12 protein-coding genes are annotated in these 17431 nt (G+C 61.5%); 6 read left to right on the top strand and 6 right to left on the bottom strand.

The window, feature by feature from the left end:
• Positions 1 to 14: 14 nt before the first annotated feature.
• Genes FPL22_RS01975 through FPL22_RS01960 form a run of 4 tightly spaced genes read left to right on the top strand, consistent with a single transcriptional unit; the run spans position 15 to position 5080 of the window.
• Positions 15 to 2354 (top strand): MMPL family transporter, encoded by a 2340-nt coding sequence (locus FPL22_RS01975; protein ID WP_144228444.1) that lies wholly within the window; start codon positions 15 to 17, stop codon positions 2352 to 2354.
• The gene (locus FPL22_RS01970) at positions 2351 to 3670 is read left to right on the top strand and encodes a class I adenylate-forming enzyme family protein (RefSeq protein WP_144228443.1); all 1320 of its coding nucleotides are present in this window, start codon (positions 2351 to 2353) and stop codon (positions 3668 to 3670) included. Before FPL22_RS01975 ends, FPL22_RS01970 begins: the two co-directional genes overlap by 4 nt.
• A gap of 1 nt (position 3671) precedes the next feature.
• Complete coding sequence (locus FPL22_RS01965) at positions 3672 to 4316, top strand: phosphatase PAP2 family protein (RefSeq protein ID WP_144228442.1); 645 nt, start codon at positions 3672 to 3674, stop codon at positions 4314 to 4316.
• A complete protein-coding gene (locus FPL22_RS01960; RefSeq protein ID WP_144228441.1) occupies positions 4316 to 5080 on the top strand; it encodes a polysaccharide deacetylase family protein in 765 nt (254 codons plus the stop codon). Before FPL22_RS01965 ends, FPL22_RS01960 begins: the two co-directional genes overlap by 1 nt.
• On the opposite strand, the gene FPL22_RS01955 is transcribed toward FPL22_RS01960, so the two are convergent.
• Positions 5072 to 5908: a chorismate transformation FkbO/Hyg5 family protein gene (locus FPL22_RS01955; protein ID WP_144228440.1), complete on the bottom strand. Its 837-nt coding sequence runs from the start codon at positions 5906 to 5908 to the stop codon at positions 5072 to 5074. The two genes, FPL22_RS01960 and FPL22_RS01955, sit on opposite strands and share 9 nt — an antisense overlap.
• A 213-nt stretch (positions 5909 to 6121) precedes the next feature.
• On the opposite strand from FPL22_RS01955, the gene FPL22_RS01950 reads away from it, so the two are divergent.
• Entirely contained in the window at positions 6122 to 7360 is a 1239-nt protein-coding gene (locus FPL22_RS01950; RefSeq protein WP_144228439.1) for a cation:proton antiporter domain-containing protein, read from the top strand.
• Here the strand turns inward: FPL22_RS01950 and FPL22_RS01945 are convergent.
• On the bottom strand, positions 7311 to 8015 hold the full coding sequence (locus FPL22_RS01945; RefSeq protein ID WP_144228438.1) for a TVP38/TMEM64 family protein: 705 nt from the start codon (positions 8013 to 8015) through the stop codon (positions 7311 to 7313). The genes FPL22_RS01950 and FPL22_RS01945 overlap by 50 nt on opposite strands.
• A gap of 115 nt (positions 8016 to 8130) precedes the next feature.
• On the opposite strand from FPL22_RS01945, the gene hemL reads away from it, so the two are divergent.
• Positions 8131 to 9417: a glutamate-1-semialdehyde 2,1-aminomutase gene (gene hemL, locus FPL22_RS01940; protein WP_144228437.1), complete on the top strand. Its 1287-nt coding sequence runs from the start codon at positions 8131 to 8133 to the stop codon at positions 9415 to 9417.
• On the opposite strand, the gene FPL22_RS01935 is transcribed toward hemL, so the two are convergent.
• The 4 genes from FPL22_RS01935 to FPL22_RS01920 all read right to left on the bottom strand — a co-directional run bounded on the left by FPL22_RS01935 (position 9418) and on the right by FPL22_RS01920 (position 17330).
• The gene (locus FPL22_RS01935; RefSeq protein ID WP_144228436.1) at positions 9418 to 14739 is read right to left on the bottom strand and encodes a beta strand repeat-containing protein; all 5322 of its coding nucleotides are present in this window, start codon (positions 14737 to 14739) and stop codon (positions 9418 to 9420) included.
• Between the two features lie 153 nt (positions 14740 to 14892).
• Positions 14893 to 15534 (bottom strand): LuxR C-terminal-related transcriptional regulator, encoded by a 642-nt coding sequence (locus FPL22_RS01930; protein ID WP_162525157.1) that lies wholly within the window; start codon positions 15532 to 15534, stop codon positions 14893 to 14895.
• Positions 15535 to 15748: 214 nt separating this feature from the next.
• Positions 15749 to 16693: a tyrosine-type recombinase/integrase gene (locus FPL22_RS01925; RefSeq protein ID WP_144228434.1), complete on the bottom strand. Its 945-nt coding sequence runs from the start codon at positions 16691 to 16693 to the stop codon at positions 15749 to 15751.
• Positions 16659 to 17330: a MazG family protein gene (locus FPL22_RS01920; RefSeq protein ID WP_144228433.1), complete on the bottom strand. Its 672-nt coding sequence runs from the start codon at positions 17328 to 17330 to the stop codon at positions 16659 to 16661. Before FPL22_RS01920 ends, FPL22_RS01925 begins: the two co-directional genes overlap by 35 nt.
• Positions 17331 to 17431 lie beyond the last annotated feature (101 nt).

Below are 17431 nucleotides of genomic sequence, written 5' to 3'. Positions count from 1 at the left end.
TCATCACCCGCCGCATGGAACCCAGCCGCCAGAAAATCACCGCCCGCTTCCTGCTGATTGTATTCAGCGCACTCGGGCTCTTCTGGCTCTCGCGCATCGACTACGCGCAGAAGATTTCCACCAACGTCATCGACCTCGTGCCCGCCGACGAGCGTTCGCCCGAGATCACGCTCCTGCGTTCGCTGGCCGACGAACGCCAGGCTCGCGTCGTCCTCCTCGCCCTCGCCGATCCCGCGCATCCCAACGAGCCGCCGCCCGAGGACGCTGCCGTGAAGTTTGCCGCCGCGTTGCGCGCTTCCCCGCTCTTCGCCGAAGCCACGCCGCTCAAAGATGCCGCGGTCAACAACGCGCTCGGCGCCTTCCTCTATCAACGTCGTCTCGACTTGCTGCTGCCCACCTGGCTTTCGGCGCAGGACCGCGCGTTTGCCGCCACCGGACAACCCGAGGCCGCGCGCAGCGCCTGGCTCTCCACCCGTATCGTCGACGGGCTCGATGCCTTCCTTCTGCGCCCCGAGGCCACCGCGTTTCAAGAGATCGTGCAAAGCGATCCGCTATTGCTCGTCCCTTCCCTCGTTCTGCAGACCCAGTCGCTCGCGGCCAGCACGCCCGCCGGCGGCCATTCGCTGGTCTGGGCCCGACTCGCGGTTTCGCCTCTCGACGAAGCCGGCCAGGCGCCCGTCTTCGCGGTCATTGACCAGGCGCTCGCCGACCTGCAGTCCACGCATCCCGGCCTCACGCTTCAATGGAGCGGCGTCAACCGTTTCGCCGCCGCCAGCAAGGAGCGCATCCGCGGTGAGCTCGAATGGTTGAACATCCTTTCCATGATCGCCGTGCTCGCTGTCGCCGTGCTCTTCGTGCGCCGTCCGTGGAAATCCCTGCACCTCGTGCCGGTCATCCTGTTCTCCATCCTCGGCGGCTGGGTCGCCGCCACGATGGCCTTCGAACGCATTCACATCCTTGTGTTCGTGGTCGGCGCGCTGCTCACCGGCGTCGCCATCGACTACGGTTTTTATCTCTATCTCCAACCCGCGCTGCACGCCGGCGAGCGTTATCGCGAAAAACTCGCGCGTTTGATGAAGCCGCTTCTCACCAGCTGCCTCACCACGGTCATCGGGTTTTCGTTTCTGCTTTTTTCGGAACTGCCGCTCATCCGCCAGCTCGGCGTTTTTGTCAGCGCCGGTCTGATCAGCGCACTTGCGGGCGCGATTCTCTACTTCGCGCAACTCAACCACCCGTATCTCGAAGCCCGCAATTTCGCGGTGCACGCCATCGGTATCCGCCATCGCAACGTCGTTCGCATTCTCGGCATCATTGCCATCGTCATCTCCGCCGTCGGTCCGTGGCTGCTGAACTGGCAGGATAACATCCGCCAGCTCGACGTGCCCAACACGTCGCTCAACGACAACGACCGCGAAGTGCGGTCCTACTTCGGCGACACCGACGGACGCGCCATCTACATCACGCGCGGAGACAGCATCACCGACGCCCGCGACCGCCTCGAAGCCTTCCAGACCTGGCACACCTCCGCCTTCCCCGACACCAGTGCCTCCAGCATGGGACTCGTTTTGCCCACGCATGCCGATTTCACCGCCACGCCTGCACGCATCGTCGCACTCTCCGGCTTTGAATCGCAACTCCGCGCCACCCTCGAACAACGCGGCTACACGGCGGATTCTTTCGATCCGTTTTTCAACGACTGGCGCGCCCTCGCCGCGCGCTCCGCACCGCCGGCTTACGATGCACTCGCCGCGGATTTACAGAGCGCATTAACCGGTCCCCTAGGCATGTTGTTTTTCACCAGCGGACACTCGACGTGGTTCCTCACCATCGCCGATCACGAGCCTGGCTCCGAACCGCCGCCGGAATTGGGCACCGTCGGCACCAATCAACTGGAAACTCTCAATTCGCTCTTCGGCCGTTACCGTGCCAGCGCCCTCCGCCTGAGCATCATGGGACTCAGCTTGATCGGCATCAGCGTCTTCGTCCTCTACGGAATCCGTCGCGGCCTGCGCATTTTCATCATCCCGTGCGGCTCGTGTTTATTCACGTTTGGCTTGCTCGGTTTCGCCGGAAACTCGCTCAACATGTTCCATCTCCTCGGGGCGTTTCTCGGCGTCTGCCTGAGCCACAACTACGCGATTTTCTCCGCCGAAAACGCCGGCCGTGGCGAACCGCCGCCCATTTCCATCCGCCTCTCCGCACTCACCACCGCGGCTTCGTTCGGCGTGCTCGCACTGAGCAAGATCCCGGTCGTCTCCGCGCTCGGCTCGACCGTCGCTCTCATCGTGATTACCGCCTTGGTCATGGTTGAACTGGAGCCGTTGAGTCGCAAAAAACCACCCGTCGTCGCATGACCGAAACCGTGTCCGACCATTGGACGCGCCTCGTCCAAGTTCAACCCGAGGCGCTGGCGGTCGTCGAAGCTGCCACCGGCCGCGCTTGGACGCGCGGCGAACTCGATGCCGAGGCCGATGCGTTTCGCGCGACCCTGCCCGACAACATCCGTCATCAGCGTGTCACGTTTGCCCTGCCCAATGGCGGACGCTGGTTCGCGGTATTCATCGGGCTCCTGCGCGCCGGAGCCATCCCCGTCCCCCTCGACCCCTCCGAGCCACCCGACGCCCAGCGTCAACTCGCCTCCGCCGCCCACGCCCGCTTCGCCCTGATCAACGACTCACTCGAGCCATTTTGTAACTTAATAAGTTACAAACCGGATCGTCGCACGTTCGTCGTCAAGCTCACCTCTGGGAGCACCGGACAACCGCGCGCACTGGCGTTTACCCATGAGGAAATGATCGCCGATGGCCGTCAGATCTGCGCCACCATGGGCATCGGTCCCGACGACGTGAACTTCGCGGTCATTCCGCTCGGGCATTCCTACGGTCTCGGCAATCTCGTGATGCCGCTGCTCATCCAAGGCACCGCGCTCATCTGCTCCAGCGTGCCGCTTCCCCACGCGCTCGCGGCCGATATCGCCCTCTGGCGCCCCACGGTTTTCCCCGCCGTGCCCGCATTGTTGCGTGCCTTTGCCCAAGCCGATCTGCCCGCCGATGCGCTCAACAGTCTGCGCACGGTCATCTCCGCCGGCACGCCCTTGTCGCCTGAAATCGCACAGGCGTTCTCCGCCAAATTCAACCTGCGTGCGCATAGTTTCTACGGTTCCAGCGAAACCGGTGGCATCACCTATGATCGCAGCGGCGACGCCACGCTTGCCGGCCGCAGCGTGGGCACACCGCTTGAGGGCGTCACGCTCACTCCGGCGCGCGGCGGCCGCATCCGTGTAACCAGCGACACCGTGCGCGCCCGAGGTTCCTTTTCACCGGCCGATCTCGCCGTGATCAACGAGCACGGTGAACTCGTTCTCAAGGGCCGTTCGGGGCGTCTGGTGAAAATCGCCGGACGCCGCCTTGATCTCGGCGATCTTGAGCGGCTGTTGCGCGCCTTGCCCGGCGTGCGTGATGCCTTCGCCTGCCTGCATCCGCAAACACCCGACGAACTCGCCGCCGTGCTCGCCACGTCGCTCGACGCGCCGTCGGTCCGCGTATTGCTGCGCAAGGAATTCGCCACGTGGAAAATCCCCCGCCGGCTGGTGATCGTCGCGGAGTTCCCGCTCACCGCCCGCGGTAAACCCGACACCCGCGCCTTGCAGTCACTGCTGACCCATCACTGACATGTCTCCTCCTTCCGTCCGCACGCGCATCGCCACCTACCACTGGCGCAAAGCCACGACCACACCGGTTCTGATGGTGGCATTCTTTGTCATCTATTTTCAGGTGTTGAACCACCCGCTCTCGCCGCCCGTGCAGGTGCCGCACACCGCGCCCGACCGTTGGATCAGCTTTCAACCGTGGGCGTTGATTCCCTACGCCTCGCTCTGGCTCTATGTCATCATTCCATCCGCCCTGATGATGCGGCTGCGCGAATTGCGAGATCATGCGCTGGGCGCGATCGCCCTGGGCGGGATCGGCCTGCTGATTTTTATTTTGTGGCCCACGATCACCCCGCCGTCGCACATCGACTGGTCGGCGCATCCGCAAATGCAGTTTCTCAAAAACATCGATGCCTCGGGCAACGCCTGTCCGTCGCTACACGTGGCTTTCGCCGTCTTTGGCGCCTGCTGGCTCGCGCGTGTTTTACGCCGCATGCACGCCGGCACCTTCATCCAGTGCCTCAACGTGCTCTGGGCCGTCGCCATCGCCTACTCGACAATCGCCACGCGGCAACACGTCGCCCTCGATGTGCTTGCCGGAGCCGCCCTGGGTTGGATAGTCGCCGCCATTAACCTGCGCCTCTGCCCCGATCAGCCCGACGTCTGATGCGTTTTTCACTCCTCTGCATCGTTATCATAAAAATCGCCGCCCTCATCCTCGGGCTGATCGGCGTGTCGATGGGCTGGGCACTGGTTCTCTTTTTTGTCCCTGATCTTTGGGTGCTCTATCATCTCTTCATGCCCGGCGCATCCGGACTGGTGCGCACGTTCACCCGATTTCAAACCGATCGGCCCGAGGTGTGGCTCACCATCGACGATGGCCCCGACGAACACGACACTCCGCGCATCCTCGATCTGCTCGATCAGCACGGAGCGCGCGCCACTTTTTTTCTCGTGGGTGAACGCGCCGCCCGCCACCCCGCGCTCGTAGCGGAAATCGCCCGCCGCGGCCACGAGATCGGCCACCACACGCACACGCATCCCGCGGGCACATTTTGGTGCTCTACGCCGGCGCAGGTGAAACGACAACTCGACGCGGCGACCGGTCCGCTCACGCCTCCCGGCGGAGTTCCTCCCCGTTGCTTCCGCCCTCCGGTCGGCATTAAAAACATCTGGCTTCAGTGCGCGCTTGTCGCACGCGGACTCATTTGCGTTTCGTGGAATGTGCGCAGTGGCGACTCGTTCGCCCGCGATCCCCAAAAGGTCGCCGAGCACGTTCTTCGCCTGGCAAAGCCCGGCTCGATCCTGCTGCTTCACGAGGGTGCTCCATTGCATGATGCTGTGCGCGTCACCGCCATCGCCCAAGTGCTGGCCGGCTTGGATGCCCGCGGCCTGCGCTGTGTGATTCCCGCCGATGCGCAACTACGCTGACGCCACCAGCGTCGCTTCGATTTCAATCAGCAAGGCCGAGCGGCAGATGTCCGATTTCAGCCACGTCACGCGGTCCGCTGCAGAAAACAAAACTCCCGCCAGAGCCTCGGCTGCCGCCGGATAATCTCCTGGATGACGCAGATAAATTTTAAAATGACGGCTCCATTCCTCGTTCGCGCCGAAACGTTCGCCCAGGCCGCACGCGCGGGAAATGATCCGCAGGTTATCGAGCGTGCAGGCGATCTGACCGGCCAGATCATCCGTCGCCATGGTCGCGTGGCCTTTGATCGCCGCCGTGCCTGAGATGAACACATAACGATTGCCCGCCTCGGTCACCTGGGTCGCCCGTGCAAAACTGGGTGCCCGCGGCCCGTGTTCGATCGGATATTCGTAGGCCGGAGTCTGCTCGGGGTTTTCAACATGGGCCGGTGCGCCGTGCGTCGCGGCAAAAATCACTGTCAACCGGCCGTCCACTCCGCCCACCGCCGAGGCCGCCGGCAGATGCTCCGCGTAGCCTTCGCCGAGTCGTTCTTCAAACGCCAGTGAGCGCCCGCGGCAGAATGCCCGGTAATTCTCCAATCCCGCCGCATCGGGCTCGTTGATGCGCGGCACGTAATTCCACACCCGAGCCAGTCGCCGCCCTTCCGCGAGAATTAATAGGCTTCGGTAAAGCCGGTGTGCCTGCGCGGCCAGATCGATTTCCGCCACTTCATCAATGGCGCCGATCAAAAGGCCGTCGCGCTCGAACAAACGAAACCCGTCGCGCGAGGGTAGTTTTGTGAGTCCGGAAAAAATCGTTTCATCCACTTCACCCGCGATCACCGGCATCGGCAGTGCAAACACCGAATCCTGTCCGTCGGCGTCCACCCCGAAGCGCACGACAAAATCGGCAAGGGGTGACCGGTTGTGCGAAAATTCGACGGATGACATGCGCGAGCGAGAACACGAAGCCCCCATCGGAGCTTCAAGTTTAATTATAAGGGCTAGTTAGGCGTTGCCCTGATTGCGCGCCCACGCCGGAGTCAGGCCTTTTCATTTAATATGACGCCCTTCGAGCTCTCCGTCCGGTTTTTCCTGCAGCTCGCGATCATCCTGTGCGTCTGCCGGTTCGTCAGCTGGCTGGGCACGCGCGTCGGCCAGCCGCCCGTAGTCGGCGAAATGATCGCCGGCGTGATTCTGGGCCCGTCGTTGTTCGGGCTGCTCGCGCCGTATTGGCAGGCGCAACTCTTCCCCGCAGCCTCAAAACCCATCTTGTTCACAGTGGCCCAGGTCGGCCTCGTGCTCTACATGTTCGTCGTCGGACTGGAATTCCGCATCGATCTGGTGAGGGACCGCCTGCGCAGCGCGGTCGCCATCTCGGCTTCGGGCATTCTCGCACCGTTCATACTCGGCTGCGGCATCGCCGCCTGGCTGCTGGCACGCGGCGGTTTTTTCAATCCCGGCGTCAGTCTCTGGCAAGCCATGCCTTATCTCGGTGCGGCCATGGCAATCACCGCATTTCCGATGCTCGCACGTATCATCGTTGAGCGAAAGCTCACCGGCACTGCCGTGGGCGCACTTGCGCTGGCCGCCGGCGCCATCGACGACGCGGCCGCGTGGTGCGTGCTCGCGCTCGTGCTGGCGAGCTTTGCCGGCGATGCGACCATCGCCCTCTACGCAATCGGCGGCAGCGTCCTGCTGGTCGCGGTGACCTTTACCCTCGGCAAGCGTTTGCTCGGAGCCATCGTCACCCGCGGTGAACGCAGCGAAGCCGACAGCCGCCACATGTTTGGGTGGTTGCTCGTGCTGCTCATGCTCGCCGCCTGGTTTACCGACAGCATCGGCATCTATGCCGTGTTCGGGGCGTTCATCCTCGGCGCCGCCGTGCCGCGTGGGAAGTTCACCGAAAAGGTCCAGGAGCGCATCGAGCCGATCGCGACCCAATTATTGCTGCCGCTGTTCTTTATTTATTCCGGTCTCAACACCCGCTTCGACCTGGTCAACGATGCCGGCCTCTGGCTGGTCGCCGGCGTGGTGCTGGCCGGCGCGGTCATCGGTAAAATGGGTGCCTGCTACCTAGCTGCGCGCGCCTGCGGTGAGACCCATCGCGATGGGCTCGGTGTGGGGGCGCTTATGAACGCACGCGGACTCATGGAATTAATCATCCTCAACATCGGCCTCGAGCGCGGGCTGATCACGCCGACACTGTTCACCATCATGGTGCTCATGGCCATCGTGACCACGTTGATGGCTACGCCCCTGTTTGAGCTGGTTTATCAGCGTCGGACGGCACACGCGTAAGCGCACGTTTCGCGGCGAGGCGTTTCCTCAGGAAATGCAGCGTCGTCCCCACGATGGCGAACAGGATGCCAGCGAACACCAGCTTGCGTTTGTCGCCTTGCACCAGCGCATCGCCCGCCACCACCGCCGCGATCAAGTATCCCGACGGCACCAGCGTGGACACCAGCAGGTAGATCCAAAATTTCACGCGAGCCAGCCCCAGCAGATAACTTTGCAGGGGAAACGGCGTGCCCGGCACCACGCGCACGACCAGCGTGAATTCCCAATCACGGCCGGCCGGCAGCTTCGGCATCGGATAACCCAGCCAGCTGATCAACCGCTCCAGCCACGGCCTGAGCGCGAAGGCCGCAAACCAGTAACTCAACGACACGTTGACCGCCAATGCCGTCATCCCGCTGGCGATCACCACGCCCGGCCCGAGCGTCGGCGCGAACACCGGCCCCGCTGAAAAAATGAAGGGTGAAAGCGGAAACCCGAACATCGGCAGCACCGCCATCGCCAGAAAAAACACGCCCGGTCCCTGAGCACGGACGAATTCGAGACAGCGTTTCACCTGGGTGCCCAGGTCCATTTGCATAGCCAGCAGACCGACCACGCAGCCGATCACCACCAGTGCGCCCAGAATGCCCAGCAACCGTTTTTTGCGATTATCCATGTATTGCGCAACCACGATGAGCGGCCTACCCGCCCCGGTGCAACTCGGCGATTGAATCAATCACGCGCAAAGACCAATAAAGCCACCTGCCTTAATTCCTTTTAATATCGCCGCCGTGTCCGACTCAACGCTCTCCGACTCCCTCTTCGCCCGCGCCAAGGAACTCATTCCCGGCGGCGTCAATTCCCCCGTCCGTGCGTTCCGTTCCGTCGGTGGCGCGCCGTTCTTCACGAAGTCCGCCCAAGGCGCCACGCTCACCACGGCCGACGGCAAAGAGCTGATCGACTTCGTCTGCACCTGGGGTCCCGCCATCCACGGCCACAACCACCCGCGCATCAAGGCCGCCATCGCCGCCGCGCTCGAACACGGCACGTCCTTCGGCACGCCAAATCCTTACGAGGTCGAAATGGCCGAGCTCATCACACGCTTCGTTCCTTCGATTAAAAAAGTCCGCATGACCAGCAGCGGCACCGAGGCGACCATGTCGGCCATTCGCCTCGCGCGCGGTTTCACGAAGCGCGACAAGATCATCAAATTCTCCGGCTGTTACCACGGCCACTCCGACTCGCTGCTCATCAAAGCCGGCTCCGGTGCGCTCACGCATGGCCACCCCGACAGCGCGGGCATCCCTGCCTCGTTTGCGCGTGAAACCGTCGTCCTTCCCTACAATGATCGCGCCGCCCTCGACGCCGCCTTCGCCGCCAATCCCGGCCAGATCGCCGGCGTCATCATCGAACCGTTTTGCGGCAACGTCGGTTTCATCATGCCCGACGCCGGTTACCTCGCCTACCTGCGCGAGATCACCGCGCAACACGGCACCGTCCTCATTTTCGACGAGGTCATGACCGGTTTCCGCATCGCCAAGGGTGGCGTCCAAGAACGCGAAGCCATCGTCCCTGATCTCACGTGTCTCGGCAAAATCATCGGCGGCGGCCTGCCCGTCGGTGCCTTCGGCGGACGCGCCGATATCATGGACATGCTTGCTCCGCTCGGCCCCGTTTACCAGGCCGGCACGCTCAGCGGCAACCCGCTCGCCATGGCCGCCGGCATTGCGTCGCTGCGTCTGTTGGAAGAACTCAATCCCTACGCCCGTCTCGACACGCTCGGCCGCCAGTTGGTCAGTGCCGTGGCCGACGCCTGCAAAGCCAAAGGCATCGCCGTGCAGACGCCCCAGTGCGGTTCCATGTTCAGCTTCTTCTTCACCGACACGCCCGTGCGCGATTACGACACCGCCCTAAAAGGCGACGCCCAACTCTTCGCCCGCGTCTTCCGCACCGCGCTCGAGGGCGGAGTTTATCTCGCCCCCAGCGCCTACGAAGCCGGTTTCATCAGCACCGCTCACGAAGGCCCCGCCATTGACCGCGCCTGTGAGGTGCTCACCGGCGCGATCCGCGGTCTCTGATCAGCGCCCCCGCCGGCGGCGGCAGAGTGCGGCCGTCAAGGCGGCCGCACCGAAGATCACCGCCCAGCTGGACGGCTCGGGAATTGTGAAGCCATCAACCTGCACGGACAGCACTCCACTCGTGTAGAGCGAATCGAGATTCCACTTCAGGCCGGGCGTGAGCACCGGCAGCAAAAGTTCATCAAACGTGCCGTCGAAACCGCCCGCATTAAACAGCGTGAAGCTTTCGCCATCGAGCGGGTTGAAATCATTCAACAAAACAACTTCCAGGACTCCGCCTGCAAACAGCGTGCCGCCGATATTCAAATAGTCATGGCTGCCGACCGAGGCGATACGCAGCAGGGTGTAGCTCTCAGCCTCCAGAATTACGTCGCCCGTGACGGAGAACGCACCGGTCGCCCCACCGAGCATCCAGCTCGCGTCATTCTTGATCACGACTCCCCCCGCCGAACCGTGACCGGAAAGGAAACTACCCGCATTCACGATGATCACGGTGTTGGCCAGCTCACCATCGACTCGCAACGTGCCGTCCTGCACGACCGTTGATCCCGAATAATTGCTGTTGCCCGAGAGACTCAAGGTGCCTTGCCCGATCTTGGTGAGACCGCCCGAACCGGTTAGCGAACCCGAGAAGGTCGCGCCCAGATTATTCGTGTTCACCGTCAGGCTTTTTCCAGCGGTAAGCGTGGCATTCATTCCCGTGCTCAACGCAGTGCCTACGACCTTGATCGTGCCACCGCCCAAGTTGTAGGCTCCGGAGCCAGTCAGATTTACCCCGCCGACTTCGAGCACACCGCCCGATTGATTGTAGCTGCCGCGGGCCCCCACGCGCAGTTTCGTATCGGTAAACGTCGCCGTGCCGCCGCTTTGATTGAACTCGCCTGCACCACCGGCGCTGTCACCGAAGCGCACGTCTTGCGAAACCCCGTTGAAGACCAGCACGCCCCCTTCGAGATTATAGATGCCGGTGCCTTGGGTGGTAATTAACTCATCACTGTTCGTGCCGAACCAGACCGTCGCCCCGGTGAATGTTGCCGAACCACCCGTTTGCGTGATCGTTCCTGTCGCAGAGGCGCCCGCGCCCACAAACACCTGGCCGGCCGTGTTGAACACCGCGTTATCCGCGATGGTCAGCAAACCGCTCGCACCATCACCCGACGCAATGAAGAGAGAAGAGTTCTCCCCCATATCCAACGTCGCGTCACTCGACAGATGGTAGGTGCCCGTCGCTCCGGAATAGCCGACCTGCAAGGCGCCGCCGGAAATATCTACGAGGCCTGCGGAATGATTCAGCACACCGACAGAACCCGCGCCACGACCGATATCCAGGGTGCCCCAGCCGCTGGTCACTGCCGAGTCGTCGATCGTGAACGACGCCCCCGTATTGAAGTTGGCAATACCACTACCGCCATCGACTCCGACTTGCAGACGACCGACGCCGTTCGTGATGAAGACCGTGAGATCATCCGTCAGATTGAGCGTGCCCGACTTGCCCGCGCCCGCACCGATGCGCAGCACTCCGCGCACAGTCGAAGCGGATTGAAGATCCGTGATCCCATTCAACGTGAGCGCACCGACACCCGTCTTTGCAAAACCGCCCGTGCCTGAAAAACCGTTGGAGAAGGTGGCGTTAAAGCTGTTGGTATTGACCGTAGCCACTGCGCCATCGACGAGGACGGCGCGCACATCGGTGACCAGATCTTCGTTAATCACCTTGATCGTGCCCGCGCCGAAATTAAAGACGCTCGTCGCGGTTGGATTGTTGTAACGCGCAACCAAACTGTCGCCGCCCACTTCCAACGTGCCCGCGTTCAAGTTGTAAGTGCCATCACCAAAGCCCGCGACAAACAACGTGCCGTCGGTGATACGCACCGTGCCACCATTCTGGTTAACCGTCGCCGTGCCATAGGAGGAACGGACAAAGTTGTTACCGATGATCAGCGAGCTGCCGTTCTTGATTTCGAGCAAGCCGGAGCCCGCGATGTTGAGCGTGCCGGTGCTGTCGGCATTGGCACCGCTGGAACGTCCGACGACATTGATGCCGCCCGCCAGTTCAAGCACACCGTCGTTCAAATTATAAGTGCCGGTGCCTCCTTGGTTGCCGATGTTCAGCGCCGCGAGTTCCGTCGAAGAACCCACAATCACGCTGCCTCCGTTCTGATTAAAAACACCCGTGCCGCCAAAATCACCCACGCGGAATGAAGCCGCCGCGCCGGGAGAACTGAACGGAGGCGTGCCGCTCAACAGCAAGGTTCCACCGTCGAGCGTGTAAGTGCCGGAATTGCCCGCGCCCGTGCCCACGGCCAGCTCCGAGATGGTTGACGTGCCGTTGGACTGAACCGTCGTTCCTTGCTCCACAAAAAAACTTCCGATCGCGCGCGTGGCGCCACCCGTAAACGTCAGGGTGCCGACTCCACGCTTGGTCAAACCACCGTCCGCACCATCAATATCGCCGGACCAGGTCGCACCAAGTCCATTGGTGTCGATGTAAGAGCGCGCACCATCGACCAAGGTCGAATCCACCGAAGTCACCAATGCGGTCGTGATGACCTTGATCGTGCCGCCGCCAAGATTGAAGGCATAGGCGCCCGAGGCGTAACTGCCGCGAAGACGATCGGCTCCGATCTCCAGCGTGCCGCCGAGCAGATTGTATTCACCCGCGCCGTAACCGGAGAGAAACAAGTTGTCCGAGCCCGTGGTCCCGCTGAGCCGGAACGTGCCACCCGTCTGGTTAAACACTCCCGTGCCATTGCCGAGCGTCGCGGTCGCATCGCGGTTGCCGATCACGAAATTACCTCCGGCGATATCCAGCAATCCGGTTCCCGAGAGGTTGAACACGCCGGTGCTCGCCGGCTTCGTGTCGGTATTGCGCCCGATGTTGTAAAGTCCGCCGGACAGATTGAGCACGCCGCCCGACAGGTTGTATTCACCTTCGCCGCCTTGATTGCCGACGTTGAACGAACCGACCACGTTGACCGTTCCCCCCGTCTGGTTGAACACGCCCTTGCCGCTCCAGTCGCCCACTTGCAGCGCCTGACTGATGTTAAGCGTGCCCGCCGAAAGATCATAAGCGCCGTCCGCTGCGGGTCCCGAACCCACGCCAAAGTATTTGATACTGGATACGCCGGCTGTCTGGGCGATGGCCCCTCCGACCACATAGACTTCACCACCGAAAACATTGTTTCCACGCAAAGTGAGAACGCCTTCACCCATTTTGTTCAAGGTGCCCGAACCCGTAAAATTTCCCCGCCAGGTGGCGCCGATTCCATTGGTATCGATGACGGATGTCTTGCCGGTCACCAGCGTGGCGTTGATTGCCGTATCAAGAGCGCTACCGGTCACGCGCAACGTGCCTCCGCCAAAATTGAACGCATACACGCCGTTATTCGTCGCACTGATGCCGTTGGTTCCGCCGATGGAGAGCACGCCGCCGTTGAGATTATACGTGCCCTGCCCTCGTCCGAATTTAAGGATACCGTTCTGGAAATACATTTCGCCGTCATTTTGATTCACCGTGCCCTGCCCGCCCGAGTAAGCCGCGACGTCGTCGGAAAGTCCGCCGACCACGAGCGCCACATTTCCGTTCGCACCGCCGTCGGCGCCCAAGGTCACCAAACCGCCATCGATGTTGAGTGTGCCGCTTGAAACGCGGTTGTTCGTCGCACGGCCCAGGACGATTGCGCCGTTGTCGCCTACCGGACGATAAATATTCAACGCGCCCTCGGAGATCGTGTAGGTGCCGGTGCCGCCTTCGTTGCCGATCATCAATCCGCCAAAAATATCCACCGTGCCGCCGTTCTGATTGACGATGCCCAAGCCACCCCAATCACCGACGTGCAACGCGCCCCAGCTATCCGTGCCATGCAGACTGCCCACTGTGAGCGTCGCCCCATTGGCGATGTTGAGGACGCCCGCTCCCGCGGCACCCGATGCTTCGCCCACTCGAATCATCGCCTTGAGCCCGTTGACGCCGGTGTTGTTGGCCACCGTGACATTCGCGCCTGACTGGAGGTTCACCGTGCCTCCGTTAAAAACGACCAAGCCATAGCGGCTGACCGCGCTGGGGCTGGTGCCGTCGCGAACCGGGTGTGGCGTCGCGCCGCCATCCAGCGTGGTGATCGTGGCCAGATTGATCGTGCCACCCGCCTCGATGACTGCGGCCTGCAACGCGCCCGCACCGGTCACACTCAGGGTGGCACCGGCATCGGCGGACAACGTGCCGTTTTCAGCGGAGTTGAGCACCAGCGTCGCGCCGTCGTTAAGAACGAGCCCCGTGGTGCCCGCGAGCACACCGAGGCTGCGGGTGCTCTGCACGCCCGTGACCGACAGCGAGGCATCCTGATCGATAAAAAGATTCTGCATCGAACCAGGCGTCACGCCGCCCCAGTTCGCCGCATCGTCAAAATTCGATCCAGCCCCCGTGTAACGCGCCGCATCCACAAAATCGATACGCGCACCCGAGTTCAGATAACTTACAGTCGCATAGTCGAGAACACCCGACGCCGCGGCATTGCCGGAACCAAAGCCAAACTGCGTATTCGTGACCTTCGCCCCGTCACCGAAGAGCAACGGTCCCCACACCGGATCCAACGCCCACTCGGCGAGGGTTTTCGCAACGCTGCCTTCGGGCGGAGTGAGGTTCGTATTTCCAGCCTGTCCGTAGAGGAAAAATTTACTCGTCGTCGTGTTCACCACCGACGTCACGAACGCACCGTTCACCGTGGTGTTTCCGGGCGTGTTACCCGGCTGGGCCGGATCATGCACCAGAAGCAGATCCCAAGCAGACTCACCCGAGCGAGTCGCCGTGTAGCCGGCTTGTGAAGTGCCCCACGCCGTCGACTGGATACCGATTTTAAACGAGATGCCCGCAGCCGTGGTATCCGTGTTTTGCCAGCGATACACGGCACTGAAACCGGCACCCAACGCGGTCGCCGCATCCGCCAGACCGGAAGTGGCGTTCATCACGCTGATCGTGCTTTTGCCACTGCCCGTAGGCGTTCCGGTCAGCGAAACGCCACCCAGATTTCCCAGCGAGCCGTTGGTATCGCGCCAGAAAATCTGCGAGTCGACCGCAGCTCCGTCCACCACCGTGGCCGAGCCCGGGGCATGCGTGGTCGCGTTCACAATACCGGCACCCAAGGAATCGCGCACATCATCGGCGTTCCATCCGCCGGAGTTGAATCCAGTCACTGCACTCGTGCCGGCCGGCACCGCGTGGGAAGTCGATACAGCGCCCAGAATCAGAACAGGACATACCCAAAAAATGGATACAAGGCGAAGCTTGCTCCTGAAACGACGTGGCGAAGTGACTTGCGGGATCATACCCGCGATCTACAAGCCCGGCGAATATATCAAACAAGTGTAAAAATAGACCTGCGTAATTATAACCGGATACCTAGAGGTTTTCCTCTGCGAAACATCGGGTGATCCACCTACCCATCAATCGGGAGTGTAAAAACCAGCCTCTGACGTCGCTCAGCGATCCGTCGTCTCTCCCACTAAACCCGCCTGCACGGCAAACAGCGAAAGCTGCGCGACACGATGCAGCCCGGTTTTTTTCATAAGGTTGCTCCGATGATTGATCACCGTGTGCACGCTCACCCCGAGTTTGTCCGCGATCTCTTTCGAGCTAAGACCCTGCGCCACGTGGCAAAGCACGGTCTTCTCACGCTTGGTGAGTTCGCTGATACCGGCATTCGCCTCAGGCGTCGATTGATCGCGACTCACGAGCGCCTTGATGAAATTGCCCGCGAGCGGTCCGAAATACGTCTGACCTTGGGAAACCGAAAGCAGGGCCGCGCGGAATATTTCCAGCGTGGCCATCTTCTCGACCACACTCAAAACGCCGGCGGCGAGCGCTCCGCGCATGGCGGCAGCATTCAGGCTGCCGGTAAAAATCAGGATGCGGGACTTCGGGCAGATGATTCCCAGTTCGCCCAGCAGGGCCAGGCCCGACACGCCCGGCAGCACCAGATCTAGGATGATGATGTCAGCCTGCTCATTACGACAGACTTCCATCGCGGCATCGGCATCGAGCGCGCTTCCCACCACCTTGAAACCAGGCAGGGATTCAACCACTTGGGTCATCATTCCTATGATCGCGGCATGGTCGTCCACAATGATGACTTTAACGTCACCGGCGGGCTGATTGGTGGATAAAGGCGAAGTTAACGACATTCAGTGAAAGCGGGATGCAATGACCGCATTGCCTAACTTTTAACAAATTACTACGTTATATCTTAGCTAAACGTAAAAATGAGGCGAAAATTTACCAAACCTAGTGATATCTAGTCATATCCTTCTTTTGGTGGCAACACCCTGCTTCTGAGACTTAGGCGCGCGGATGCGCTTTCGCATAAACATCCCGCAGTCGCGCAACACTCACATGAGTATAGACCTGCGTTGTATTCAAATTCACATGTCCCAGCAATTCCTGCACAAGGCGCAGGTCCGCACCGGCATTTAGCAGGTGGGTCGCATAACTGTGCCGGAGTTTGTGCGGAGTCAGGTCCAGCGGCAGGTCCGCCAGCGCGAGGTAGCGTTTTAACAACAACTGCACCTGCCGCACAGGTAACCGCTCCTGTTTCCCGTTCACCAACACCGGCAAATCGTGACCCGTGTCCTTCGCAAATTCACGTTTCCATTTCTCAAGCACGGCCATCGCCACACGCCCGAGCGGACACAGGCGCTCCTTCTTGCCCTTGCCGAGCACCCGGGCCACGCCACTCGTGAAATCGATCTGGCCGTAGTTGAGCGCCGTCAGCTCGCTCACACGCAAACCACCGCCGTAAAGCAGCTCCATCACCAGCCGGTCTCGCCACGATGTGAAGGCATCCAGCGACTGGTTTTCCAACAACCGCTGCGGCCCGTTTAAGAGCAGCTTCATCTGCGTCTCGGTGAGGAATTTCGGCAAACGCTTTTCCAGCTTCGGCAGCGGCACGCCGACGAACGGATTTCGTTTCACGCCGCCGCGTCGCAGCCAGAATTTAAAAAACGCACGCAGCCCCGACACGTGATTGTGCAGCGTGCGACGGTCGAAACGCGACTGCGCCTCGATCACGAAATCGCGCAGCTCCCGCGTGCTGAGTTGGTCGAATCCGCGCTCCCACAAACCGGTCGCGTTCAACCAACGATAAAAATCATCAAACGCCTGCCGGTAGTTGCGCAGCGTATACACCGAGTAACGGCGTTCCTTCTCCAGGAATTCCGCAAACGGCGCCCACCAGCGCGCAAGCACCGGTTCAGGCGGTGGCGGATGTAACGCGGGCTTCGACATCGCGCATGACCTGCGTGGCGTGGAGCCGCAACGCACCTTCGGGATCAAGTCCCTTGACGCGCGCCGCCGCCGTGAGTTCGAACAACATCCGCCCGAGCGTCGCCTCGTCGAGCTGTGCGCCGAGCGCTTTCACTTGGGCGACATCGACCACGCCGTCGACGGACAGGTTTTTCTTTTCGATTTGTTTCCAGATCGTCTCGGCAAACATCAACGCCGGCAGTCGCGGCGGCAGGTCCTTGAAGACACCTTTTTGCACGGGTCCGTTCTTCTTTTCCTGCGCCTTGATCTGCTCCCACTTCACGATGACGTCCTCGGACGTGCCGATTTTGTCGCCCGTGCCGAACACATGCGGATGCCGGCGCACGAGCTTGTCGTTGGCCTCCGCCGCGACCGCTTCGAGATCGAAGTGTCCGGCCTCCTCGGCGAGTTGCGCATGAAACACCACTTGCATCAACACATCGCCCAATTCCTCGCGCATGTGGGGCATGTCGAGGCGGTCGATGGTGTCGAGCAACTCGCTGGCTTCATCGATCAGGCAACGCGTCAGCGTGGCGTGGGTTTGCTCCTGATCCCAGGGACAACCGCCGGGGGCGCGGAGGGCGGCGATGGTTTTGCGAAGATCGGCAACAGCGCTCATAAATTATCCGCAAAGAGGCGCAAAAGACGTGAAAAGGTAAACCCTCGAATCACCGCGGGATTGTTTCTTGCGCCTTTTGCACCTCTTTGCGGCTATTGTTC

Source organism: Rariglobus hedericola (assembly GCF_007559335.1).
Classification (GTDB): Bacteria; Verrucomicrobiota; Verrucomicrobiia; order Opitutales; family Opitutaceae; genus Rariglobus; species Rariglobus hedericola.
The sequence above is the reverse complement of the archived record's forward strand: the minus strand, read 5'-3'. Positions and strand labels throughout refer to the sequence as shown.